Source organism: Pseudoalteromonas sp. S327 (assembly GCF_005886415.1).
GTDB classification, from domain to species: domain Bacteria; phylum Pseudomonadota; class Gammaproteobacteria; order Enterobacterales; family Alteromonadaceae; genus Pseudoalteromonas; species Pseudoalteromonas atlantica.
In genome coordinates this window covers 1-23,383 of record NZ_PNDP01000023.1, presented here as the reverse complement: position 1 = coordinate 23,383, position 23,383 = coordinate 1, and the positions used below count along the sequence as shown (strand labels likewise).

Here is a 23,383-nt window from a genome sequence, read left to right as displayed (position 1 = left end):
TGTTTAGTTTTTTAAGTAGGATAAAGTACCTAAATTACTATTACAAAAACTAAAATAAAAGCGACACTATTCAGCTAAAAGCTAAAAGCTAAAAGCTAAAAGCTAAAAGCTAAAAGCTAAAAGTGCTCATATAGTAAACACTTTCGCCCTATGCTTTAATATTAAAAAAGGGAGGGCGTTATGCATAAAAATCGATTTTTATTTAATAAACACTTTGCTGCAATGGCTGCGCTAGGGGCTTTAGCTGCGCCGTTACCTGTATTGAGTAACGAGCCTGGGGTATTAGTTGAGCAGCTTTGTGCCAGTTGCCATAGTTTAAACAACCTTGAGCGCAGTGCGGGTTATAGCCAAGCGGATTGGCAAACACTCATAAGCTATATGGTTGATACCGGCGAGGGTACTGCGCTTAGTAAAGATATTAGCGCGTATTTGGCTAAGCATTACCCTGTTAACACTAAGCGCGAGTCAACGGTGGTTAAAGGCGATTTAAAACTTAGCTTTAAATACTGGCAAGTGCCTACGCTTGGGCAACGCGCTCGCGACCCTGTGCAAGGTGAAAACGGGCTTATTTGGTGGGTTGGCCAGTGGGGCAATATTTTAGGTAGGTTAAACCCTAAAACCGGTGAAATGAAAGAGTACACTTTGCCAGGTGGTACGTATGCGCACAGTGTATCGCTTGATAAAAACCAAACCCCTTGGTTTTTAGGTAATAAAAATGGCACGGTTGGGTATTTAGATTTAAAAACCGAAAAATTTAAAGTGTATAAAATGCCTGATAAAAACGCCCGTGACCCGCATACAGGCGTGTTTGATGATGCGGGCATATTTTGGTTTACCCTGCAGCACAGCAACATGATTGGCAGGCTAAACCCTAAAAGCGGCGATATTAAACTGGCTACTTTACCCACTAAAAGCTCGCGGCCTTATGGTATAAAGCTTGATTCTAGCGGGACGCCGTGGGTATCGTGTAATGGCAGTAACTGTTTGGTTAAAGTTGATAAAAACACCATGGAGCTTAGCGAAATAAAACTCCCAGGTGCTAAAACACATACTAGGCGCCTTACCATTACGCCTGATGATATGGTGTTTTATGTAAACTCTGGCATGGGTAAACTTGGCCGCTATAACCCCAAAAACGGTAAAATAACGCAGTGGGATAACCCCAGCGGCGAACACAGCCACCCGTATGCCATTGAATATGCCGATAATGCTATTTGGTTTAATGAGTCGGCTAAGCGCCCCGAAACGCTGGTTAGGTTTGATTTAAAAACTCAAACCATGCAAAGCTGGCAAATTCCGAGTAAAGAAGGGGTTTACTCTGGCTTAATTAGGCACATGCGTATGGGCAATAACGGCTTGATTATTCATCAAACGGCTACTAATCAATTAGCCGAAATTACGTGGTCTAAGTAATTGAGTTTATTAACGCGTTATATAAAAGCGCTAAGCGTTAGTGTATTTATTTATGTGGTAGGAGTTTTTTACAACGGTTAGCAATATTTACTGTGTAAATGAAAGCAGTAGTTTGGGTTTGTGATTTAACTTATTGATTAATAGTAATAAATTAAGTGGTTTAGGTTTTGCTTAGTAATAGCTGTATTTTTTAAATAAATAAAGGAGTTATTATGAGCACGGTTATTACTGGGTTATTTGAAAGCGCATCACAAGCAACACTGGCTATTTATAGATTAGAAGCATTAGGTATTAATGAAGCTGATATAAGCATTGTAGCCAATGACTCATACGCAAAGGAAGACTTTGCCTTAGACGAGGGAACCAAAGCGGCTGAAGGCGGCATTGTTGGTGCAGCGTCTGGTGGTATTATAGCTGCAATTGTTGGCGGTTTTACTGCCGTAGGTACCGTGGCAACCGGTGGTACAGGTTTATTAGTAGCAGGTCCATTAGTGGCTGCATTTGCAGCGGGCGGCGCTGGTGCTGCCGTTGGCGGAAGTTTAGGCGCAGCTATTGGGGCGTTTATTCCTGAGCACGAAGTTAAATTTTACGAAGACGCCATTGAAAAAGGCTCTATATTAATTGGTGTTAAGTACGACAGCGATAACAAAAGCGCGATTGAAGAAATACTTAAAAATGCAGGCGCGAGTAGTGTGTCTACCGCGTAAAGCTAATTAGTTTAAAGTAATAAAAAAGGTGAAACTTAGTTTCACCTTTTTTTATGCTTTTTTACGTTGCACTTGAGTAGCTATTGGCTTACTTAGATTTACGTTTGTCGAGCACATAATGTACGGCCATTCTTGCCACGCCTGCACCAATGCCAGATACCACCGCCCATGTAACGGCTTCTTTAAGATCTGTATGCTCGCTCGGCTTGTCTTTTGGGGCGGGCTCGTTGGTTACCTTTTCCCACGACTTTTGTAAACTTTTTCTGGTTAGCATGCCAGCTGATGCGGCGGCTAGGCCTATACCAAGTGTTTTAATTAGTTGCTTGTTACTCATAATTCCCTCGATTGTTTAATAGCGATAGGGTCATCTATAACCCGTTTAATAACACTAGTATGTTCAGCAATTAGTATACCGATAGCGCAGTAGGCGTTGTGAGCGTGGTTTATTTTAGCGTGTGCATAGGCGCGTATTTTGATTAAACGCGCTGTGCTATTGGCTTAGCGCGGTATTAGTTAATGCACTATTAAGTGTTTAAGCTGCTTTTTTACCCGTTTTGAGCGGTACTTAGTATTAGGCGGGTGGGCGTGTTAAGCCTGTAAAGTTGTCATTTCTTTTGTAAATTTGCACTAGTTTTTGTATAGCGTTTAAGCAAAAACACGCAGTAAATTTTAAGTATGTGTAGTGGTTAATTATCTAGCTTTGTTTATTTTATTTTTAATCAATGCGTTACGTTTAGCGCAGGTGAAATTTTTTGCCTACAGTGAGCTTGGTATAGAGATTGTACCTAATAACTGAGCAGTCGCGTTATTTACAAACCTGATACTACATGAGGAGATCACGATGAATTGTTTACAGTTTGATTCAACCGCTAAAAAAAGCGTAGCACGTATTTTTAAACCAGCTTGCGCCATATTAATTACCGCTGCAATGCTACAAAATAGCGCATTGGCGAATGTAGATGTTGATATGCATGCAGTAAGTAAGTCGGGGCAAGGTGAGTTACTTGGCACCGTTACACTGACAGAAAATGAGCACGGGGTGGTATTTACCCCAGCGCTTAAAGGCTTAACGCCTGGGCAGCATGGCTTTCATGTTCATCAATATGCTAGCTGCGAGCCAAAGCAAAAAAACGGTAAAGTTGTACCGGCCGGTGCTGCTGGTGGGCACTTTGACCCTAACAGCGCTAAACACCATGATGAACCGTGGAGTAATGGCCACTTAGGCGATTTACCTGCGTTATTTGTAAATGAGCGCGGCGAAGCTAAATCGCCTGTTTTAGCGCCAAGACTCAAGCTTGAGCAGCTTAAACAACACGCAGTGATGATCCACAAAGGGGGCGACAATTATGCCGACGAACCCAAAAAATTAGGTGGTGGCGGTAAACGTGTTGCGTGCGGCGTAATTAAGTAATACGGAGATTATTTATGCCTTATCAAAACACAAACGAGTTACCGGATTCAGTAAAAAGTAACTTACCTAAACATGCCCAAGAGATATATCAAGAGGCGTTTAATAGCGCGTGGGATACCTACGAGGACCCAAGCGATAGAAAAAGCGACGACGACCGCGAAACCACAGCGCATAAAGTGGCTTGGTCTGCGGTTAAAAATAGCTACAGTAAAAATGATAATGGCAACTGGGTTAAGTCGAGTAATTAGTTACTTGTACAAGTAAAAAAACAATGCATAAAAAAGCCGCTACAAAATTTGTAGCGGCTTTTTTATAGCGCAATTAGGCTACTCGCTTTTGTGTTTGCGGCGTTTATAAAAGGCAAAACCACCCACTACACAGGCTAATATAACCGCCATCATAATAGTAAATGCCCACGGCCCAAAATTAGCAATGGCAGGAAGTGCAAGGGCAGTAACAATACCGCCGCCAACCACAGGCTCATAAAGTGGTTGTTTGTAACTAAAGGGGCGAATATGCTCGCTTGGGTTTGAGGTAGCCTGTTTTAGCATTAACAGCCCAACCGCCGTAGTGCCCATAGATTGCCCAAGCTCGCCAATTCCTCTCACTTTCCAATCCTTTGGGAAAAACCACCCACCAAAGAAAAAGTAAATAGCTGCGCTATAGGCAACCCCCACTGCGCCTAAAATTAAAATACTTTGCCAATATTTAGCAAGTACCGATAAGTTAAGCGCACCCAGTGCGGCAATTATTAGTAAATCGAGGGAGAGGTTAGAAAGCAGGTTTATTTGATAGTGACTAATTAAGTTACCCATGCCTGATTTATTAAGCACTATTTGCACCACTAAACCCACCATCATCGCAATGGGGAATAAAGGCATGTACTCAAGTATTTTTACCGATGAATCGGCAAAAAGGCTTTTTTCAGCTACTTGTAAGCCATTAAGAATAAGCCAAGCAACAATAACAACCGTGCCTAAAATAGCAAAGTGCAGTCCAAACGGGCGGTCTTTTACTTCTACTTTTTCGTCGTGGCTAATTTCAAGTTCTTGGTCGCCCCCATCGGTGCGGTTAGACATAATAGTCCCTAACACGATGGCGCTTATAAGGCCTATTGTTGCTATACCTAACCCCAAGTCCATACCTTTTGCAAAATCGATACTTTCAAAAGTGGATTGCAAGCCAGCTACGGTGCCATGCCCGCCCTGAAATCCCACCGCAATGAGTGCGCCGGCAACTTCGTTGGTATCAAATAAAGGGGCAAGTACTAATAATGCCGTGATCATACCCACAACATATTGGCCTATGGCAATGCTGTAGCCAAAGCTTAAATTGGGTAGGCTTTGGTTTAGCGATTGTTTAATTGTAGGTATTTTTTTACCTAAAAATAAACCTGCAAACACCACTACAATTAAATACCCAGGTAACTCCTTCCATATGCTTGTGACCTTTTCATCTATCCATAAATTAGTGCCTTGGAGCGACAAATTAATATACTCACCAAGTAATTGTGGCCCTAATAAAAGAGCTAATACGCCAGCAATTAACGATGAGGGCACAATTAAGCCCTTTAAAAATGTGTACTTAATTAAATTACCTAGCGTTAAAAAAAAGGCCAGTAGTAGTAACGACTTAAAAAATATAGCTATATCCATAACTGATTTAACCTATGTTTTATGCTCCTTTAAACTACTCACTAATAAAAAGAGCTATACATGTTTGAGTGCTAAATACGCTAAGTAGCAATATATATTCCAGCGATTTTTAAATTTTAAGTTATTGATAATTCTATTTTAAATATTTAATGCTGAATTGAGTGCAACGGCTTTACAGAGTGTTTGTATAATTTTCAAACTAAAGTTTTAGGTAATTACACAGGGAGAGCGCTAAACACTCGTGTGAGTTTCGCTTAAATGTGCGTTACTATTTGGCAAAATTAAGTTTGTTTAAACCCATTGGGATTACGTTGAATTATTTAGCTCACCTTTACTTTGCACAACCAACTGCCGATTCACACTTTGGCAATTTATTAGGTGATTTTGGTGGACGCAGGCACGCTGAATACCTGCCCAATAGCGTTAAAAGTGCACTAGAAAACCATTACTTAGTGGATAAATTTACCGACTCACACCCGTTAGTAAAAACCACTAAACAGTACTTTTCGCCCGAGCGAAAGCGCTTTGCGGGCGTAGCGATTGACGTGCTGTTTGATCACTTTTTAATTAGGCATTGGCAGCAATTTAATAAACACCCTTTATATGATTTTAAACGCAGCAGCTACGCACTTTTAAATGAGCGCATAGCGGTTATGCCAGCGCGCATGCAGCATGTTGTAACCAGCATGACTACAAACGATTGGTTTAAAGAATACGAAACTATAGAAGGGGTAGGGCTTGCGCTTGATAACATAGCCAAACGCATTCGTTTTACTAATAACTTTGCAGGTTCCGCTGAGGATATAGCGCAAAACTACCATGAGTTAGAATCGGTATTTTTAGCATTTTTCCCTGAGTTAATTGAACATGTTAATGAACATGCCTTAGAAAGGGCGTATTAAAAACAATGCTTAAATGTGTTTAATATTGAACGTGCATTATTACGTGTACTGCTAGTTTATTTTTGTTAAATTTCGCGGCTCTATTATGCCATTTGTATAGCTTAAAGGATTAACTAAATATGGATTTTTCTACGATTTTGGCCACGTTATTAGGCCAGCTTTGGTATTTTATACCGCTGTTTATTTGTATTGGGGTTTTTAAAACACCTTGGTTTAAAGGAGCGATAGGAGAGTGGCAAGTTAATGTGCTAATTAAACTGTTTTTAAATAAGGCAGATTACACGTTAATTAAAAATGTGACGCTGCCTACTTTTGAAAACGGCATCGAAAATGGTACTACGCAAATTGATCATATTATTGTGTCTGAGTTTGGTGTGTTTGTGGTGGAAACTAAAAACATGAAAGGTTGGATTTTTGGTTCAGCGAATCAAAAAATGTGGACACAAAAAATTTTTAAACACTCATCAAAATTTCAAAACCCCCTGCATCAAAACTACAAGCATTTAAAAACACTTGAGTCGTGTTTAGGTATAAACAGTAACGCATTATTTTCGGTTATTATTTTTATTGGCGACAGCACATTTAAAACTAAACTACCTGAAAATGTTAGGTTTGCACGCGGCGGTATTGAGTACATTAAAAGTAAAACCGAGCGAGTACTTAGTGCTAATACTAAAAACGATATAGTAAATACAATTGAAAGCGGAAAATTAAAGCCAAGTTTTAAAACAAATCGCCAACATGTAAGCCATGTAAAAACAATTATTGAACATAAGCAGGCGCCAAAAAAAGAACGCTCAGAAACTCAGATATGCTCACGTTGCGGTGAGAAAATGGTACTACGTAAAGCAAAGAAAGGTACTAATATAGGAAATACGTTCTTTGGCTGTAGTGCATTCCCTAAATGTAGAAATAGTGTTGAAATTTAAAAGGAAGTAGATTTTATGCCTGATGTAACGGCACTGTTTTATATAGCTATTATGGCTTTTTATTTATTACACAAAAACGAAGAAGCCAAAATATTAGTTCCCGTTATTGGCTTTGCAGCAATCCCTCTTTTTAGTAACGATTACTGGCAATGGTTTCAGCTTAGTGCGGCACTGAGTGTTGTGGTTATAGTGATAGAAAAAGAGAAAGCAGGGTATACAGGCGGTGGTGCTGTTTCGGCATTTGCTGCATTTTTTATCGGCGCTTTATTAGTTAGTATTTTTATACACGCGACTTCGTCTGCGGTTACTAGTTTAAACTCTACAAACTTTAATTTTAAACATCCACTAAGTTACGCGTGGCCTAGGGAGGTTGTAATTTTGTATGCGTCTGCGTTTATAACTGCATTGCTTGGAATATTGTTTAACGTTCGTATGCCTGTAGCTTTTTATGGCGCAGTAATTATTGCGTGTTTACTTGCTGTTTTACCTCACTTTTGTGGCTCTTTTTTATATGGCTTAGCATTAAGTGTAATTATTATTGTAGTTACTTTTGCCGTGGCATTTATTAAAAAGGCACAAGAAGAAGCGCGTTTTATATTTGCTTATATTGGTGCAGGGTTAATACAAGTGAGCTGTTTGGTTAAGTACTTTAGCTAATTATTTTTGTTATTTGAACGACTGCTCAAGTTGTGGTTTAATTGTAGCTACTACTTTTAGGAGCGTTTTATGATCAAATTTTATTTTCACCATACACCTAACCCAATGAAGGTTGCTTTGTTTTTAGAAGAAACAGGCCTACCGTTTGAACTTGTGCCACTTGATACCTTAAAAGGTGAGCAACACACAGCTGAGTTTAAAGCCATCAATCCTAATGCAAAAGCACCTGCCATTGTTGATGGTGAAACACGTGTGTTTGATTCGAACGCTATATTAATGTACCTAAGTGAAAAACACGGTAAGTTAGCAGGTAAGCCAGAGAATCGCGCCGAAATGCTTTCATGGTTAATGTTTATAGCATCGGGCCTTGGGCCGTATTCGGGGCAAAGTGTACACTTTAGACACATGGCGCCTGAAGGGCTTGATTACGCCGTTAATCGCTACTTGCGTGAGGCGCAGCGCCATTACGAAGTGCTTGATGCACACCTTGAAGGTCGCGACTTTATAGTGGGTGATGAATACACCATTGCTGATGTATCTGCTTGGGGTTGGATTGATAAAGCGCCAGTAGTACTTGGAGAAGAAGGCCTAGCGCCATACCCTAATTTAAAACGTTGGTTTGAAAGCATTGATAGCCGGCCAGCGGTTGCGCGTGCACGCAAAATTGGCACCGATGTCGCCTTTAAAAAAGAGTTTGATGAAGAAGCTAAACGTGCGTTTTTCCCATCTAACTACCCGAAGAGCTAACGCGCAAAAGTAAAAAAGGGCAATTAATATTGCCCTTTTTTTATGCATATTAATTGCTTAGCTTTATTATAATGCCACTAAGCTTTGCGTGAGCATTGCTTTAATTTGTTTAACTATGTTGGCTTCTGTTTCGGGTTCAAATTGTTGAATACGCGGGGTATGGATATGCCCAGTAGGAATGCTCGAATTTAGCGCGTCACGCAGGCGAATACTACGATACGATATTTCGTTAGACAAATAACCACCTCCGCCGCCATTTACCGCAACACTGTTTTTAAGCGCGCCGTATGAGCCGGCTTTAAAGGTTTTATTAAGTGTAGTTACTTCGCGGTTGTCGATTACTTTATATGGGCCTTTGGCGTTTTGCATGGCGCTTACTGGTAGGCTAAATTTTACAAACTCATTACCAGGTAGTGGGCGGCCATTTAGCTTGGGTATAACAGGGCTTGTTTGCGTACCACCGTAGACAATATTGGCGTTATCTGGCGCGGTTACGCTGCGGCGTTTACCAGGAAAGTGCTCTAAATCAAACTCGGTTCTGCCCATGCTAACCGTTACAACCATGTCGACGTTATTAAGTGCGTAGTAGGGGGCAAGGAGTGATTCTATTATACCTTGGTCAAAGTCTTCGTAGCGTACTGGTACCATAACCGTGTTAATTTCGGCGCTAACGCCATTGTAATTAATAACTTGGCCGTCGAGTAACAATGCGGCGACCCCAGATGGGTTACTTTGGTTGATATTTTTGTCGAGTAAAAAAGGGTCAAATCCGGTAAGTATAATTTTTTTATCACTGCCTGATGAAAAAGCTAAATCGGTGCGGCCTCGGCTGCCCTCTTCAAGCATGCTTAGCAGCGTATTTATTTGCGCGTCAGATAGCTCAACGTTAGCTGCGGTTGTACGTATTATTTTGCTTGAAAGCAAGCGCGCCCAGTAAAGTGCTCGGTCGTCGTAATTGTTAGTTTTAATAATGCGTTGCTTAGCGCTTTCCCACAGCTCAAAACTATAGGTTTGAATGAGCTGCTTTGCCTCTTTAAAGTTATTGAGCGCTTTAAACTGTTGCTCAAAGGTGGTTACTTCTTTATTAAAGGCGTTTAACACAGTGGGCATAGCTGTTTGTGCTTTGCTGATGCGTTGTTCTTCAACGGTGAGTGGATTACTTAAAGCTGCGAATGAAGAGGCAATTAAGCTGGTTGCTAGTAATACTTTGATCATGATACTCCTAATTAAGCCGTTGTTATTTGAGTAACTTACTATCCTACTATTAAACAGTGAGGGCAATTATTTAAAGTTGAATTAACTGATATCTGATACGGATGGAATGTTACATTATTACATTTTGATGAATTTAGCAAAGCGCCGCACTTCTAGCGGGTTATTTCCTTTACTATAGATTTAATAAAAAACACGGGTATAAAATAATGGTTTCTAGAAGAGAGTTTTTATTTAGTGCAGGCTCGCTTGCGTTTATTGGCTTATCGCGCAGCGCAATGGGTAACGTTGCTTTACCTGAAGTAACGACTAAGTTGCCAGCTTATGGCCCATTAATAGCCGACCCTCAGGCCTTATTAGATTTACCTAAAGGCTTTAGTTATCGGGTTATATCGGCACTTGGCGATAAAATGGATGATGGTTTAGACGTACCCGACCGTGCCGATGGCATGGGTTGTATTGCATTAGATAACGAGCGCGTAGCCCTTATACGTAACCATGAGTTACAACCTAAACACATTAATAAAGCGTCTGATTTAATTAGTAATCACAAAACCCCCTTAGCCTATGATTCATTTAAAAATGGTGTAGCTTTGCCTGGGGGCACTAGCCATATAATTTATAACGTAAAAGAGCAAAAGCGCGAGCAAGAGTATTTATCGCTGTGTGGCACAATAAGAAACTGCTCAGGCGGTGTAACGCCGTGGGGCAGTTGGCTAACCTGCGAAGAAACCGTTATGGATAAAAGCGATGGCTTGTCTCAATCTCACGGCTACATTTTTGAAGTACCAGCCAGCGCCAAAGGCTTAATTAAGCCTGAGCCATTATATGATATGGGCCGCTTTAATCATGAAGCCGCAGCAATAGACCCACAAACTGGTATTGTTTATTTAACTGAAGATAGAGGCGATAGTTTGTTTTATCGGTTTATTCCTCATCATCGCGATAAGTTAAATAAAGGCGGCACATTGCAAGCGATGGTAATTAAAAACCAGCCTCAGTTTGATAGCCGAAATTGGGATTCACCAGCCATGCCATTACACAGCGACCTTTTAGTTGAATGGATAACGCTCACAGACCCTAAAAGCCCAAATGATGACCTACGTAAGCAAGGTTATAAAAAAGGTGCAGCCTTATTTGCAAGAGGAGAGGGAATACATTGGGGTAAAAATGAGCTTTATTTTTGCTGTACTAATGGGGGCAAAAAGCAGTTAGGTCAGGTAATGAAGTACACACCTTCAAAAAACGAAGGCACTGAGTTAGAGCAAAATGAGCCTGGTAAAATACAACTATTTGTAGAAAGTACAAACGAGTCGTTATACAACTTTGGTGATAATTTAACGGTAGCACCTAACGGGCATTTAATTGTATGTGAGGATCAATACACAGACACGGTGAATAACCATTTACGCGGAGTAACACCTAAAGGAGAGGTGTATAACTTTGCTAAATTGCATGCGCAAACAGAGCTTGCTGGGGCGTGTTTTTCACCTGACGGGCAAACCTTGTTTGTAAACGTATACATGCCAACTAAAACGTTGGCTATTACTGGTCCTTGGGATAGTTTTAAGCTTTAAAGTGGTAAAAATGCAAACGCTTAGTATAGGTATGCTAAGCGTTTGCATTTTAACAATCCTTGTAGGTTTACCAAATCCGTTAGCAAGCTTTGATCATCCTTGGTGCATTTACTACATCCTTTATGTAATAAGCAACGGGTCCTTGTAGTTTGCACTTCATCCTGTACCTACTTATGTAACGTATCCTTGTATCTTTACTAGTCCTTTAACTCTTATTAACACTCCTTGTATGGCAAAGTGGGTAATAAATTAATGATTTAGTTTACCTGCAGACGATTCAATGTGTGCACGTACAAACCATTGAAACTGTTCTAAGTCACCTAGCTGGCTAGTGATCATATCTTCTGATACTGGGTCTAAGTCAGACAGCGTGCCAATGGCTTTGCGGTGGTCGGCGTTTACGCCACTGTATACTTTGTCTAATGCACCTAAATGCTCTACTACAAAGGCTTTACCTAATGAGTATTCTTCCCATGTGCGGCGATCTACAATTGACTTAGGTGTACCTTGTGGCGTACCGCCTAATGTAGCAATCCGCTCTGCGATGGTGTCGGTCATTTCGCGAATAGCATCGACTTGTGGGTCTAACATTTCATGCACACCAATAAAGCTTGGGCCTACTACATTCCAGTGAATATGCTTTAAAGTAAGTTGTAAGTCTAAAAGCGCTACGAGTCGGTTATCGAGTGTTTCAATTGTTTTTTTTGCTGATTCGTTATCCATACCTGGGGCTGTAAATTCAATTGGGTGTTGTGAGTTACTCATAATGTCTCCCGTTGTGTAATTTGTTGTATGTAGCCATTGCTACCATTTAACTTGCAATACATGAAGCAAAGCCTATGCCTACCAAGTTTGCTTACTTAAGTTGTTGATATTTAATGTTTTATTTTCATTGGGTACGTAGGGTTAAAAAAGGAGAGACATAGAATATGAATTTTATGCACTTATTTTTGTAAATTGTGCACAGTAGTAAAAAACTATGGCTGTTTATCGAAAGAGTTGAAATTTGTTTATGCTCAATAAGGCATAGTCTGTGTAATACAGCTACCTAATGTGCTTAGCCTTACAATTCACGCCGTTATTAAATTGCCTTTAAAGCTCACCTTAATATTGCATGCGCTACAACCTCTAAATAAAACCCAGTAAATAAGCTAAGCAAGGGTATACAAAATATAAAGGTGCTTATTTATTACCTGCGTAATGATTAATTCAGGTGTTTTATACAGGGCTAACGCTGCTCTTTTAAAGTCGCGCTACTGGGCTTTACTGCTTAGATTTTAAAAATCAGCCTTTGTACTTATTTAATCTCTTTAGTTGGTGAATGCTCACTGATATACTCCCGCCGCATTTTAATTGGGGTTATGTAAATAAATCATGAATTTTTTAAAAACACTGTTTACAACATCTATACTGCTTTTGTCTCACTCAGCACTAGCAGCAAATTGGAGCGTCACACAGCTTCACACAAATTTTGGCGATGCCTTAAATCCCTTTACCGGGGAGTCGTCATTTACACGCACCTACACCATAGAGCATGCCTCAGAGCATGACTTAGGTGATAACTACTTTTTTATCGACTTTTTAAACGACAGCCTTAGTGATGGTTTTCAAGATACGGGTATATATGGCGAGTGGTACACAACACTTAGCTTATCAAAAGCCTTTGATACCTCTGTGCGTTATGGTGCAATAAAAGACACAGGTTTAGTGTTTGGTATAAACGCCGGTGAAGAGGGGTTAATGAAATATACCCCAGGCATCAAGCTCAGCTGGGATGCCCCAGGTTTTGATTTTTTAACAACTACATTTGCAGGTTACATTGATGCCAACGGCGGCGTGCAAAAAGATCAGCTAGCCAAGCAAGACAACAGCATTTTTATAGACCTTGCATGGGGTGCACCTTTTACACTAGCTAGCCAAGCATTTTATTTTACCGGCCACGTAGAATATATTTCTGGACGTGATGACGAACTAGGCAATAAAGTTAATGAGTGGTTGCTTGCTCAACCCGCTGTGCATTGGGATGTAGGGCAAAACTTTAATTTAAACCCGCAGCAGTTAATGGTAGGGGTAGAGTGGCGCTATTGGTACAACAAGTTAGGGACTAATAAAATAGAAAACCAGCCCTTTTTACATGCTATTTGGGTATTTTAAGCACAGCTTGCTTTGCTAGGCTGATAAAAAAATAGCGCCTTTTGGCGCTATTTTTAGTCAGTGTGGTTGGAACTTTAAGTGGTTGGTTGTTACTCGTAACCACGAGGTTTTTTGGTTTTAATAACTGCAATATAAGCATGCCAACTGGCGTAACTAAGCAAAGGCATAATTACAATAAAGCCCGTGGCGCCGGTAGCAAAACCAACAGCTACCAATAAAAATATACAAATTGACCATACCACCATAGCGGCAAAGTTAGTTTTTACAGCGTTCATAGAGCTTATTACAGCGGTCATAATATCTACTCGGCGCTCCATCATTATTTGTGGAGCAAAAGCAGAAAGCGAAAATACAGTCACCAGTAATACCCCTCCTATTATGCTGCCTAACGTTAAAAACGCCGATAACTCTTCAAAGGTGGGATTGGCGTGGCTAGGATATAAAGCATGCACAAGCGCGGCTAAACGCATCCAAGCAATCATGATAACCATTAGCATTATTGCAAAGCCCCATTCGCCTACTGGGTTTCTAAACATCGACTTTATAGAGTGGCTAAGTGTGGGTTTATGACCTTTTTCAAGCTCCCATGCTACATCGTAAAGGCCTGCCGCAAAGGCTGGGCCTATTAATGCAAACGCCACGGTTGCAGGCAGTATTACTAAATATGTACCTGTAAACATTGCCCAGTAAACAATAGCAACAGGAATAAGGGTAAATATTACCCCGTAAATAAGGCTCAATATGGGCGCACGGGTCATGTCTTTAAATGCCAGTGCTAGCCAGTGAAAAGCCGCAAATGTGTTTACCTTATTGCATTCAATGCAGCGGGCAAATTCAGAGTGTTTATTAATCGTATTTGTTGTTGGCATAACAACGCTCCTTAACAAGGTGTCTCTTAAAGGTTTAGAACACATTGGCTTTATTTACAAATGTAAGGGCTGAGTAAAATTAGAGATTGAATAATTAAAGAGAAATTTTTAATTATTGGTTATCAATAACTTAATTTTTTTGTTTATAGGTAAAGCTATACGAATGAAAAACTTGAATTGTTCAATAAGTAGTCGGTTTATTTTGTGTCATGTCTAAATTAAAGAATTATTGTAGCCCAAGTAGGTAGGCTACAACCGTAAACAATAATAAGTTAGATCATTTCAGCGTCGATGTGACGTATTAAGTTTGTGACCCAATTTACATACTGACGGTGAATTTTTTTGCCATTGTAATTAAGGTTTTTAGAGCTAACGTAACTAACACTATAAGCAGTTTCATCGAAGTTAATTGCAACTGTTAGTTGGTGAGTTCTAATGTTCAAAACACCATTAATTACTCCTGCAGATTCAGGTGTACACTCCCACCCTAGTTTTATACAGGCTTTAACTATCCCTTTTTCGATCTGTTGAAGATCGCTATTCGTTGAAGAAATTTTTGGAATTGGATGGTCCTCAAAATTTTTAACTGGGACAGTTGTTGTGCAGCCTACAAAGAAGGTAAGTGCGGAGGCCATAAGTAGAAGGGAATGTTTTTTCATAATAGTCCTTTTTAATATTTAGCGAGCAGTAACCTAACTGCTACACGAGATTTACAGGTGCAATTATCGGTAAATTTACTTTTTAAAACCAGAGGTAATTTGTATTAAAGGATTATTTAAATTTAAAACGTAATAGAGCTGCTTTATATAAAAATACAATATAAAACTCGTAGGCAGGTTAATAAAAAGTTAATATAAAGTGTTTTGTATGCTTTTGTATTTACAACCAGTCTAACAGGAACAATAAAATGGATGAGATAATAAATAATATTGATGTAAATCAGTATTTGCCGGCAGCAGTAATGTGGGCAACAAATATTCTAATGGCAATTGTTATATTACTAATAGGCTTATGGCTTGCGGGTAAAGTGCGCAATATGATTATTAGTTTATGCCATAAATACACTCACTTTGATGACACGCTGTTTCGCTTTTTAGGCAGTATGGCGCGCTATGTTATTTTAGCGTTTGTATTTATTGCCGTGTTAAACCGCTTTGGTGTGCAAACAGCTTCAATAATTGCGCTATTAGGTGCGGCAGGTTTAGCTATTGGGTTAGCGCTGCAAGGTGCTATGTCTAACTTAGCTGCAGGTGTAATGTTACTTATATTTAGACCTTACAAAGTAAACGACTTTATTGAAGCCGCAGGGCGCTTTGGTAAAGTTACCGAGGTTGATATGTTTACAACTATTTTGCAAACGTTCGATAATCAGCAAGTTATTATCCCAAATAGCCAAATTTGGGGAGCGCAAATTATTAATCACTCGCATCACCCTATTCGTGGCGTAGATATGCACTTTGGTGTGGCATACGATGAAAACACCGACGCTGTTCGCAAAGTTATTGATAGCGTGCTTGAGGCTCACCCACACATACTAAAAGACCCTGCTCCTTTTGTTGAAGTAGAAACACTAAACAACAGCTCGGTAGACTTTTTAGTAAGACCTTTTTGTAAAGGCGAGCACTACTTCGAAATTTTATACACGGTGCCAGAGCTGATTAAAAAAGCCCTTGATGAAAACAATATCGAAATTCCATTCCCACATCGTAAAGTTATTTTAGTTAACGAGAATAAAGATTAAGGCTTAAGCCTAAGAGCACTTTTTAAGTGCTCTTTTTTTGTCTGAAAAAGTTACACGCCTGTGTAATTTTTTCTTTTATAAATTACCTCAAATACTACTTTTTTGTCTGTATAGCCCTTTTTTTACTAGGTTGGATGGCTGGTCTTTATTTTGCATTTGCATAGTCGCTTTTAATTTAAAGCCCATAAAAACTATCGACCCATTAAATCAAATTGTATGAAGGACTAAACATGGCTGAATCATTTAAATACTCAGGCAATAAAGGGCATGGTGGCGAATTACATCAAAAGGCTTCTGATGAATACCCAACGATGACCACCGCGCAAGGGTGCCCTGTTAGCGACGATCAAAACTCATTACGTGCAGGCAAGCGCGGCCCAGGTTTATTAGAAGATCATGTAATGCGCGAAAAGCTGTTTCACTTTGATCACGAACGCATTCCAGAGCGTGTGGTACATGCCAGAGGCTACGGTGCTCATGGTTATTTTGAAACCTACGACACGCTTGAAGATTTAACCTGTGCTGATATTTTTCAGCGCAAAGGTGAAAAAACACCGGTATTTGCACGGTTCTCAACTGTTGCAGGGAATAAAGGGTCTCCCGATTTAGCACGTGATGTTCGCGGGTTTGCTGTTAAATTTTACACCCAAGAAGGAAACTGGGATTTAGTGGGTAACAACATACCTGTATTTTTTATTCAGGATGCGATGAAGTTTCCTGATTTAATTCACTCAGCTAAGGCTGAACCAGACCGTGGTTTTCCACAAGCGCAAACCGCGCACGATAACTTTTGGGACTTTGTAAGTTTATCGCCTGAGTCAATTCATATGATTATGTGGGCCATGTCAGATAGAGCGATACCGCGCTCTTTACGCTTTATGGAAGGCTTTGGTGTTCATACCTTTAAATTTATTAATGCAAATGGCGATGAAAAATTTGTTAAGTTTCATTGGAAACCAAAAGCCGGTATGCAGTCAGTAGTGTGGAACGAAGCACTTAAACTTAATGGTGCAGACCCTGATTTTCATCGTCGAGACATGTGGGAATCTATTGGTAAAGGCGACTTCCCAGAGTGGGAGCTGGGTGTACAAGTGTTTGATCAGCAATTTGCTGATGAATTTGAATTTGATGTTTTTGATGCCACCAAGCTTATACCTGAAGAGCAAGTACCCGTAAAAATTGTGGGCCGCATGGTGCTTGACCGTGTAGTTGATAACTTTTTTGCCGAAACAGAGCAAGTTGCTTTTTGTACTCAAAACATTGTACCTGGGCTTGATTTTACACCTGACCCATTACTGCAAGGGCGTAACTTTTCGTATTTAGATACTCAAACCAAACGCTTAGGCGGTCCTAATTTTACGCATATTCCGGTTAATGCGCCTAAATGCCCAATGCGTCATTTTCAACAAGATGGCCACATGGCAATGCATAACCCTAAAGGGCGTGCTAACTACGAGCCAAACTCATGGAGCGGCGATGAGCATAACCCCCGCGAATGCCCAGTGCATGGCTTTAAAAGCTCAAGCGAGCCAGAAGTAAGCGGTGGAGATAAGCTGCGTTATCGCTCAGAAACATTTAGCGATCACTACAGCCAAGCGCGCCAATTTTACTTAAGCCAAACAGACGTAGAGCAAGCGCACATTCAATATGCGTTTGTATTTGAGCTTTCAAAAGTAGAGCATGTGCCGATTCGTGAGCGTGTGGTTTCGCACTTATTAAATGTAGATAACACATTAGCGCAAGAAGTTGCAAAAGGCCTGCGCCTGCAAGATATGCCAGGGCCGGCTGAAGCTGCTATGCCAACGCGTAACGATTTACCTGTATCAGATGCGCTAAGTATTTTAAAAAATGCGCCAGATACCTTTAAAGGTCGTAAGTTAGGTATTTTAGTGAGCGATGGCTTTGATGCTGATATTTTTAATTCGGTTACAAATGCCTTAGACGCTGAAGGTGCTAACTACGAAATTGTTGCCGCACAAGTAGGTGGTGCATGTTGCAGTAAAGGTAAGCATGTAGCAGCGGATCAAGTAATCAATGGCGGCCCTTCGGTGCTTTACGATGCGGTGATGGTACTTGCAACGCAAGAGGGCGCTAAGAAGCTTGCTGGTATCCCTGAGGCAAAAGACTTTGTGAGCGATGCGTTCGCGCACATGAAATACATAGGCTACACAAAAGATGCTATGGCATTATTTGAAGCCGCAGGGCTTGATGGTAAAGCCGACGATGGTTGGATAGATTTAAACATGCACTCTGCAGATAAATTTATTGAAACATTGCGCAATTTAAGATTTTGGCAGCGTTAGAACAAAACGCTTTAGCAAATAATAACCACACCCTGTAAAGGGTGTGGTTTTTTTATGGCTAACTGGTTATGGTATTAACTCTAAACAGTAACTAATTGGATTTATTATGAAGCTTAAAGGCGCTTGCCACTGTGGCAAAGTAACGTTTAGTGTGAGCTCTAAACACCCTTATCCTTATAACTTATGTTACTGCTCTATTTGTCGTAAAACGGCCGGCAGTGGCGGGTTTGTTATAAACTTGAACGCACAATACAGCACGCTTGAGGTTACAGGGCGTGAGCATATTACTATTTATCATGCCAAAGTGGGTGATAAAACCAGCCCCGCTGAGCGCCATTTTTGTAAACACTGCAGCAGTAACTTGTGGTTATATGATTCGCGATGGCCTGAGCAAGTTCATCCCTTTGCTGGTGCAATAGACAGCGAATTACCCGTACCGCCAGAGCACACCCATTTAATGCTTGCTAGTAAGGCCAATTGGGTTACCCCGCATATCCAAAAGAATGATAAACAGTTTGATGAATACCCCGATGAAAGCATTGCAGCGTGGCACCAACGCTTAAACTTAGAGCAATAATACGCTGGCTAAAGTGCACTGCGTCGTACTTAAAAGGGCATAACTCCCAGTAACTGGGTAAAATTTTAATGATTAACAGTGCACTGTGAGGCGTTACTTTGTGTACAGTAATGAAAGTCGGTGTAGTAGTGAGATTGCGCAGGCTTTTTATTATATAAAATGTAGTCGTGCATTAGCTTGGTGCTCAAGCGGCCCATTTCAAAAGGGTTTTGCCCTATGTTAGCCGAAGAGAGACCTCTGCTTAACACATTGAGCTGTATTTCTTCTGTATCGGCAGAAACAATAATAATGTCTTTATCGGCAATACGTTGCTTAAAAGGCGCTAAGGCATTTACGTAATGAGGGTTAAATTGTGCAAACCCCGCCACAGCTAAAAAAATGGGTGGGTTGTCCATTTTTAATAAATGCATTAACTGCTTTAGTGACTCTTCGCGCTTACCTAAGCTAAATAAGGGGCAGCGACTATGTTCGCGCCAGCCGTTTTTACCTGATAGGTGCGCTGTCGCTTGATCCGACAGCGCATACCTAACCCCTGCAATACGCTTGTTTAAATTAGGGGTTGTATGGTGCCCCGACTGCATGCAAAGCGTATTATTTGCTTTGTTGGTCAGTTTTTTTACTTGCTCGCCTAAGGCAACGCCAAAGTCGAAGTTGTTACTGCCTACGTAGGCTAGGCGGTACTGTTGGTGTTTTTCTAGCAGGTCAGAATCAAACGTTATAACAGGAATGTTTTTACTTTTAAGCGCCATTAATGAACGAGTGACCAAATGCTGAGAATCGGTTGTTGCTACGATTAACCCATCTATTTCTTGGTCAACTAACCTATTAATGACCATAGATTGGCTACGAATGTCTTGAAAGTCTTTTGGTCCATCGTACTTGCATTCTATTTCAGGGTGCTCATTGCTAAATTGCAAACAGCCTTTAAAGGCTTGCTGATAAAAAGAGTCGTTTTTTGTTTTACCTACAATGGCAATCACAACTTTAGCCACGCTTTGGTGGGCAAATAAAGCACACCAGCTTAAAACTAAATACTTCAGAACTTTATACTTTTTAGCGGCTAGGCTAATTTTAGCTAACATTATAAAAGTCCTAAGCAAATAAAAGTAAGATATATATTACAGCTAGTATAGTTATTGACCACAAATTGGCTAATTTAATTATAGTGACTTAAATGAGTTAACACGTTGAAAGAAGTGTTTTTAACCTATAGGCTAAATACATACACCCATAAAAAATAATGGAGAGCGTTATGACTGTTTCAGCAATTCCCAAAGGGTTTAGTTCGGTAACACCGTACTTAATTATAGAAGGTGCTCAGCAAGCTATTTGTTTTTATCGTGATGCATTTAATGCGCAGTTAGTAATGCAAATGCCGCTACCAGAGGGCGGTATAGCCCATGCTGAAATTATAATTGGCGACTCCCATATTATGATTTCGGACTCATGCCCGGACGAGTCATTTAAAAGCCCCAATGCACTTGGTGGCACACCGGTAAGTTTAATGCTTTACGTAGAAGATGTAGACAGCGTATTTAAAAAGGCAATTGAACTTGGCGCTACAGAAGTACGCCCAGTGCACGACCAGTTTTACGGTGATAGAGCCGGCACCCTACAAGACCCATTCGGGCATATTTGGACCATAGGCACCCATAAAGAAGATTTAAGTGAGCAAGAAATTAACCAACGAATGGCCGACTTAATGTCAAAAGAGCAAGATGCTTAGCGCAACTTGCCCTGCGTTTGAGCTAAATTGTTTACCCTAAATTTATCGCTAAATATTTTATTTCGTCACCGTTTATTTGCGGTAAAAAATAAATATCTTGGTACTTAAAATATTGTTGATCGTTAATCGTGACTGCCTCTGCCGAAATAGGGAGGGTGTCGTAGGTTTGCCCTAAATCATAATTTTTAGCACTGCCTACCTTAATAGCCTGATTAACTACTATTTTAGGCTCATCAACTACTCTATAGCCATTATTATCTGCCACGTAATATACATTTTGGTAGGCATAGTAAGTGGTATTATGGCGTTTAAAGTGTGAATAATGCCTTGGTAGAGAGCGTATTCTTAAGCCTCTTGGTGGCTTAACTACGTGGTAGCCTCTTTTTGCTTTTCTGTAGTAAATACCATCACTAAATGTAAACGTAATGCCATTAAATCTGATTGAAGCACTATTGCGCGGTAAATGATTAAAATAATGCCCAGGCCGGTAGGTCACTACGTTGTGGCGATTATGTTTAAAATAATTACGAGTGCGTTGCTGCTGTTTGTAATGGGCAACTTTGCGCTTTTGCTCTTTGCGGTGCTCGCGTTTGGCTTGTTTGCGCTCTTTACGGTCGTTTTTTTTATATTCTATACGCTGTTTTTTGTCATCGCGGCGCTCATCTCGTTTGTATTCGATGCGTTTTGCGCGCTCATTATTAAAACTTTTTGCGTGTTCTCGCTCATTGGGTGCTGCATATGCAGCGCCAGATACTGCACTTATGGCAAGTAGAGCAGGGAGTAATTGAGTCAGTTCCATACTAGTGCCTCGTGTATGTTGTTACATAACTGGGTTCAATACTAGCGCTTTAAACTGAATGGTAACTGACATGTAACCGATAACAGGGGCGTGTTTACAGCTTTTTACTAACGTTTACTGTTCTTGACACAAGCCAACGTTTTCTCACATTTTTGACGATTTTAGGAACTTTTATAGGCTATAAGTTGCGTAACTAATTGTTACGGCAAGTGCTTTTAACACTTGCCGTAATTTATAATTAGCCTGAATTATTGGATAATAAATCTATCTCGAGCAGCTATTTTCAGTGCTAACCGCGCTTAATTTATTTGCAATAGGCCAGCTATTGACGCGTAAATTTGCCTTATTTTCACTGAAAGTTTCTGGCTAGAAAATAAACTTAAATATCATTATGGTTCAATATGTTAGTAAATCTCTAACCAGAGTTCAGGTTAATTAGCGTTTAGGTTTTTCGGGTAGGGCTGCTTTTAGTTGCTCCGGTGTTACGTTAAGTGCCTTTGCTACAACCGTTAAATCGGCATTAGGGCCGCCGGCTTTTTGCATTGCTTGCATAAGCACTTTTTCGCTAACGCCTAGTTTGTTAGCTGCCTCAGCAAACCCCGGTGGCGACATGCCGTCGTTAGGGCCACCCGCTTTTGGACCGCCACCACCTGGTGGTTCATGGCGAGATATTTTAGTGCCTTCAGGTGGCTTAGCCCCTACACCTGCTTGTGCTGTGGTCATAAAGTTGTTTTGTGCAACCACACCTTTTAAGCATTTAGGTAAGTTAGGGAATGTATTACTTGCATGGTAGTGGTAAGTAACTATGCCGCTTTCACCCACGGGGCCTGTGTGGCCATTACAGCTATCAAGCTCGGTTGGGGATGTACCATCAATTTCTTGGCTTCCGTAAATTGGGTAGCCATCAAAGCCATAACCAAATAGGGCGCTTGGCTTTTGCGTTAAATTATTACAGTTAGCGTTTACATGTTCGTGTTTATATACGCTGTCTATATCACTAGCGGTGCCGTGGTAGTGGTACCAACCGCCCGGATCAATATGACCTGCGCACGTATCAAGCGCGGGTAAATGCCCAGTATGTTGCACACTTGGCGCATCCGAAAAAATAGGCACACCCGCAAGCGCTATACCCACTTTAGATACAGTGCCCAACGCTGTTGATTGCTCAGACATAACAGGGTGCAGTGGTAAAAGGGCGGTAATTTCTACGCTTTTATCTACCGATACATTAATACATGCATGATCAACGGTTGGGCGAATGGTCGCGTTATCAACAATATGCACTTTGCCGTCTTCATCGTAAAAGGTAAACCCTTGCTCGTTAAGCATGTTTAAAAATGCTTTATCTAACCTATATAGCCCCGCATCGGTGCCATCCCAATCCCAAATTCCACCTACGTCGTCGAGTGTTTCTGGGCAAAAAGGGCCGACTTCAATATTGTCTGGCTGATATTTTAAAACCACTTGAGCACACTGAGTTTGTAGGCCGTTTTCAAGCGTGCACTCTACAGTTTGTGGCAGCTTTACCATGGCTTTAATATTAAAATCATTGGTATTAATAAGCGTGTTTTTAGCGCTTTTAGCTTCTGGGGAGGCAGGTGTACTTTCGCTTTTTATCTGCTCGCCACATGCAGTTAAAAGTACCGTGGCACTAAGCAGGCAAAATGCGAGCTTAGTTTTTGTAGTGTTAACGCTAGGCGCTTTTAAACGACTTCGTTTAATTGTTCTCATACTTACCCCAAAACGATTTATATACGAAGGTTTTAGTATGGCAATAAATTGTGCAAATAAAATGAAAGTTTTAAAAGAGATAATGATATGTTTGAGATGCATGGCTAGCTTTTAATTAACATTATTGGGAGTTGTTATTAAGTTATTTAATAAACTTACACGATTAAATACGAAGTATAAAAGTACAAGTTAGCAACTGCTGTTTTTACTTGCCCAAGGTTTACCAATAAAGCTCCATATATTTAAAGCGCAAAAAGCACAAACCTAGGTTTG

The 23,383-nt window shown here is 40.5% G+C and carries 23 protein-coding genes; 14 read left to right on the top strand and 9 right to left on the bottom strand.

The genetic code is table 11. The annotated features are described in order from the left end of the window. Positions 1-180 precede the first annotated feature (180 nt). Both CWB60_RS08125 and CWB60_RS08120 read left to right on the top strand, forming a co-directional pair. Positions 181-1,413 (top strand): Vgb family protein, encoded by a 1,233-nt coding sequence (locus CWB60_RS08125; protein WP_138578452.1) that lies wholly within the window; start codon positions 181-183, stop codon positions 1,411-1,413. Positions 1,414-1,625: 212 nt separating this feature from the next. Next, positions 1,626-2,120: a hypothetical protein gene (locus CWB60_RS08120; RefSeq protein WP_004587586.1), complete on the top strand. Its 495-nt coding sequence runs from the start codon at positions 1,626-1,628 to the stop codon at positions 2,118-2,120. A gap of 88 nt (positions 2,121-2,208) precedes the next feature. On the opposite strand, the gene CWB60_RS08115 is transcribed toward CWB60_RS08120, so the two are convergent. After that, a complete protein-coding gene (locus CWB60_RS08115; RefSeq protein ID WP_004587585.1) occupies positions 2,209-2,454 on the bottom strand; it encodes a DUF4235 domain-containing protein in 246 nt (81 codons plus the stop codon). Positions 2,455-2,961: 507 nt separating this feature from the next. Between CWB60_RS08115 and sodC the strand changes: the two genes are divergently transcribed. Together sodC and CWB60_RS08105 are read left to right on the top strand one after the other, a co-directional pair. Further along, positions 2,962-3,531 carry a superoxide dismutase family protein gene (gene sodC / locus CWB60_RS08110; RefSeq protein WP_095206637.1) on the top strand — a complete coding sequence of 190 codons (570 nt, stop codon included), beginning with the start codon at positions 2,962-2,964 and terminating at the stop codon, positions 3,529-3,531. 14 nt (positions 3,532-3,545) lie between these two features. Continuing rightward, on the top strand, positions 3,546-3,779 hold the full coding sequence (locus tag CWB60_RS08105) for a ChaB family protein (RefSeq protein ID WP_138578454.1): 234 nt from the start codon (positions 3,546-3,548) through the stop codon (positions 3,777-3,779). A 78-nt stretch (positions 3,780-3,857) separates the two neighbouring features. Here CWB60_RS08105 and CWB60_RS08100 read toward each other — a convergent pair whose 3' ends face one another. After that, positions 3,858-5,186, bottom strand: a complete 1,329-nt coding sequence (locus CWB60_RS08100; RefSeq protein WP_138578456.1) for a sodium/glutamate symporter — start codon at positions 5,184-5,186, stop codon at positions 3,858-3,860. A 311-nt stretch (positions 5,187-5,497) separates the two neighbouring features. On the opposite strand from CWB60_RS08100, the gene CWB60_RS08095 reads away from it, so the two are divergent. From CWB60_RS08095 to CWB60_RS08080, 4 genes are all read left to right on the top strand, one after another. Continuing rightward, positions 5,498-6,088, top strand: coding sequence for an acyl carrier protein phosphodiesterase (locus CWB60_RS08095; RefSeq protein WP_138578458.1), 591 nt, complete (start codon positions 5,498-5,500; stop codon positions 6,086-6,088). 119 nt (positions 6,089-6,207) lie between these two features. After that, positions 6,208-7,017: an NERD domain-containing protein gene (locus CWB60_RS08090; RefSeq protein WP_138578460.1), complete on the top strand. Its 810-nt coding sequence runs from the start codon at positions 6,208-6,210 to the stop codon at positions 7,015-7,017. A gap of 15 nt (positions 7,018-7,032) precedes the next feature. Then, positions 7,033-7,674: a hypothetical protein gene (locus CWB60_RS08085; RefSeq protein WP_138578462.1), complete on the top strand. Its 642-nt coding sequence runs from the start codon at positions 7,033-7,035 to the stop codon at positions 7,672-7,674. A 69-nt stretch (positions 7,675-7,743) separates the two neighbouring features. After that, positions 7,744-8,421, top strand: a complete 678-nt coding sequence (locus CWB60_RS08080) for a glutathione S-transferase family protein (protein ID WP_138578464.1) — start codon at positions 7,744-7,746, stop codon at positions 8,419-8,421. Positions 8,422-8,487: 66 nt separating this feature from the next. Here CWB60_RS08080 and CWB60_RS08075 read toward each other — a convergent pair whose 3' ends face one another. Then, a complete protein-coding gene (locus tag CWB60_RS08075; protein ID WP_138578466.1) occupies positions 8,488-9,636 on the bottom strand; it encodes a PA0049 C-terminal domain-containing protein in 1,149 nt (382 codons plus the stop codon). 206 nt (positions 9,637-9,842) lie between these two features. On the opposite strand from CWB60_RS08075, the gene CWB60_RS08070 reads away from it, so the two are divergent. After that, a complete protein-coding gene (locus CWB60_RS08070; RefSeq protein ID WP_138578468.1) occupies positions 9,843-11,210 on the top strand; it encodes an alkaline phosphatase PhoX in 1,368 nt (455 codons plus the stop codon). Between the two features lie 249 nt (positions 11,211-11,459). On the opposite strand, the gene dps is transcribed toward CWB60_RS08070, so the two are convergent. Next, entirely contained in the window at positions 11,460-11,975 is a 516-nt protein-coding gene (gene dps, locus CWB60_RS08065) for a DNA starvation/stationary phase protection protein Dps (protein WP_029772918.1), read from the bottom strand. A 609-nt stretch (positions 11,976-12,584) separates the two neighbouring features. On the opposite strand from dps, the gene CWB60_RS08060 reads away from it, so the two are divergent. Further along, positions 12,585-13,364, top strand: a complete 780-nt coding sequence (locus CWB60_RS08060; RefSeq protein ID WP_138578470.1) for a nucleoside-binding protein — start codon at positions 12,585-12,587, stop codon at positions 13,362-13,364. A gap of 89 nt (positions 13,365-13,453) precedes the next feature. Here CWB60_RS08060 and CWB60_RS08055 read toward each other — a convergent pair whose 3' ends face one another. Together CWB60_RS08055 and CWB60_RS08050 are read right to left on the bottom strand one after the other, a co-directional pair. After that, entirely contained in the window at positions 13,454-14,233 is a 780-nt protein-coding gene (locus CWB60_RS08055) for a DUF2189 domain-containing protein (protein ID WP_004589488.1), read from the bottom strand. A 272-nt stretch (positions 14,234-14,505) separates the two neighbouring features. Then, complete coding sequence (locus tag CWB60_RS08050; protein WP_064386431.1) at positions 14,506-14,892, bottom strand: hypothetical protein; 387 nt, start codon at positions 14,890-14,892, stop codon at positions 14,506-14,508. A 248-nt stretch (positions 14,893-15,140) separates the two neighbouring features. Between CWB60_RS08050 and CWB60_RS08045 the strand changes: the two genes are divergently transcribed. From CWB60_RS08045 to CWB60_RS08035, 3 genes are all read left to right on the top strand, one after another. Beyond that, positions 15,141-15,974 carry a mechanosensitive ion channel family protein gene (locus CWB60_RS08045; RefSeq protein ID WP_004589490.1) on the top strand — a complete coding sequence of 278 codons (834 nt, stop codon included), beginning with the start codon at positions 15,141-15,143 and terminating at the stop codon, positions 15,972-15,974. 230 nt (positions 15,975-16,204) lie between these two features. Continuing rightward, complete coding sequence (locus CWB60_RS08040) at positions 16,205-18,277, top strand: catalase (RefSeq protein ID WP_138578472.1); 2,073 nt, start codon at positions 16,205-16,207, stop codon at positions 18,275-18,277. 106 nt (positions 18,278-18,383) lie between these two features. After that, complete coding sequence (locus tag CWB60_RS08035; RefSeq protein WP_054982811.1) at positions 18,384-18,854, top strand: GFA family protein; 471 nt, start codon at positions 18,384-18,386, stop codon at positions 18,852-18,854. A gap of 65 nt (positions 18,855-18,919) precedes the next feature. On the opposite strand, the gene CWB60_RS08030 is transcribed toward CWB60_RS08035, so the two are convergent. Beyond that, positions 18,920-19,936: a substrate-binding domain-containing protein gene (locus CWB60_RS08030; RefSeq protein ID WP_121637923.1), complete on the bottom strand. Its 1,017-nt coding sequence runs from the start codon at positions 19,934-19,936 to the stop codon at positions 18,920-18,922. A 170-nt stretch (positions 19,937-20,106) separates the two neighbouring features. On the opposite strand from CWB60_RS08030, the gene CWB60_RS08025 reads away from it, so the two are divergent. Beyond that, a complete protein-coding gene (locus CWB60_RS08025; protein WP_004588872.1) occupies positions 20,107-20,580 on the top strand; it encodes a VOC family protein in 474 nt (157 codons plus the stop codon). Between the two features lie 31 nt (positions 20,581-20,611). Here CWB60_RS08025 and CWB60_RS08020 read toward each other — a convergent pair whose 3' ends face one another. Further along, positions 20,612-21,379, bottom strand: coding sequence for a DUF6515 family protein (locus tag CWB60_RS08020; RefSeq protein WP_138578474.1), 768 nt, complete (start codon positions 21,377-21,379; stop codon positions 20,612-20,614). Between the two features lie 435 nt (positions 21,380-21,814). After that, positions 21,815-23,110 carry a YHYH protein gene (locus CWB60_RS08015; protein ID WP_249318366.1) on the bottom strand — a complete coding sequence of 432 codons (1,296 nt, stop codon included), beginning with the start codon at positions 23,108-23,110 and terminating at the stop codon, positions 21,815-21,817. Positions 23,111-23,383 lie beyond the last annotated feature (273 nt).